At 51.7% G+C, this 557-nt stretch carries 1 pseudogene; it reads left to right on the top strand.

The annotated features are described in order from the left end of the window. Positions 1–557 (top strand): annotated as a pseudogene (locus HVE01_RS19950) (hypothetical protein); the annotation flags it as partial.

Below are 557 nucleotides of genomic sequence, written 5' to 3'. Positions count from 1 at the left end.
CTAGCACGGATGCTATCAATGGCAGCCAACTGTTTGCTTCTAATCAAGCGATTGAAGAGGTGAAGGCTACGGCTAACGCTGGTTGGAACCTAAGCACCGAAAATGGCGCGGCAAGTAATGTGGCACCGAATGGTGAAGTCAATCTGCGCAATACAGATGGCAACATCATAATCAGCCAGACTAGTAATAACGGCCGCGAGGAAGTGACCTTTGATCTGGGTGATGATGTGGCGATTGGCAACAGCCTCACCGTTGGTCAAGACGGGCCTGTCATTAGTGACGAAGGCATCACTAACTTGTCCGAAGGCGATATATCAGTAGAGAGCCAAGATGCGATCAACGGATCGCAACTCTATGCGACTAATCAATGGATTGAAGCGCTAGAGAATAGCGTTACGAATGTGGTGGGTGACGGAAGCGATGAGTACATAACCAACAACGGCCTTGGTATTCGCTATGTGCGCACCAACGACAGTGGCTTGGCAGTAAGCGATGCCTTTGCCCAAGGAGAAGGCGCCACCGCCGTGGGTTACGAAGCTGTGGCCTCCGCCGATCGT

Source organism: Vreelandella venusta (genome assembly GCF_007989605.1).
Classification (GTDB): domain Bacteria; phylum Pseudomonadota; class Gammaproteobacteria; order Pseudomonadales; family Halomonadaceae; genus Vreelandella; species Vreelandella venusta.
This window is presented reverse-complemented; position numbering and strand designations above follow the sequence as displayed.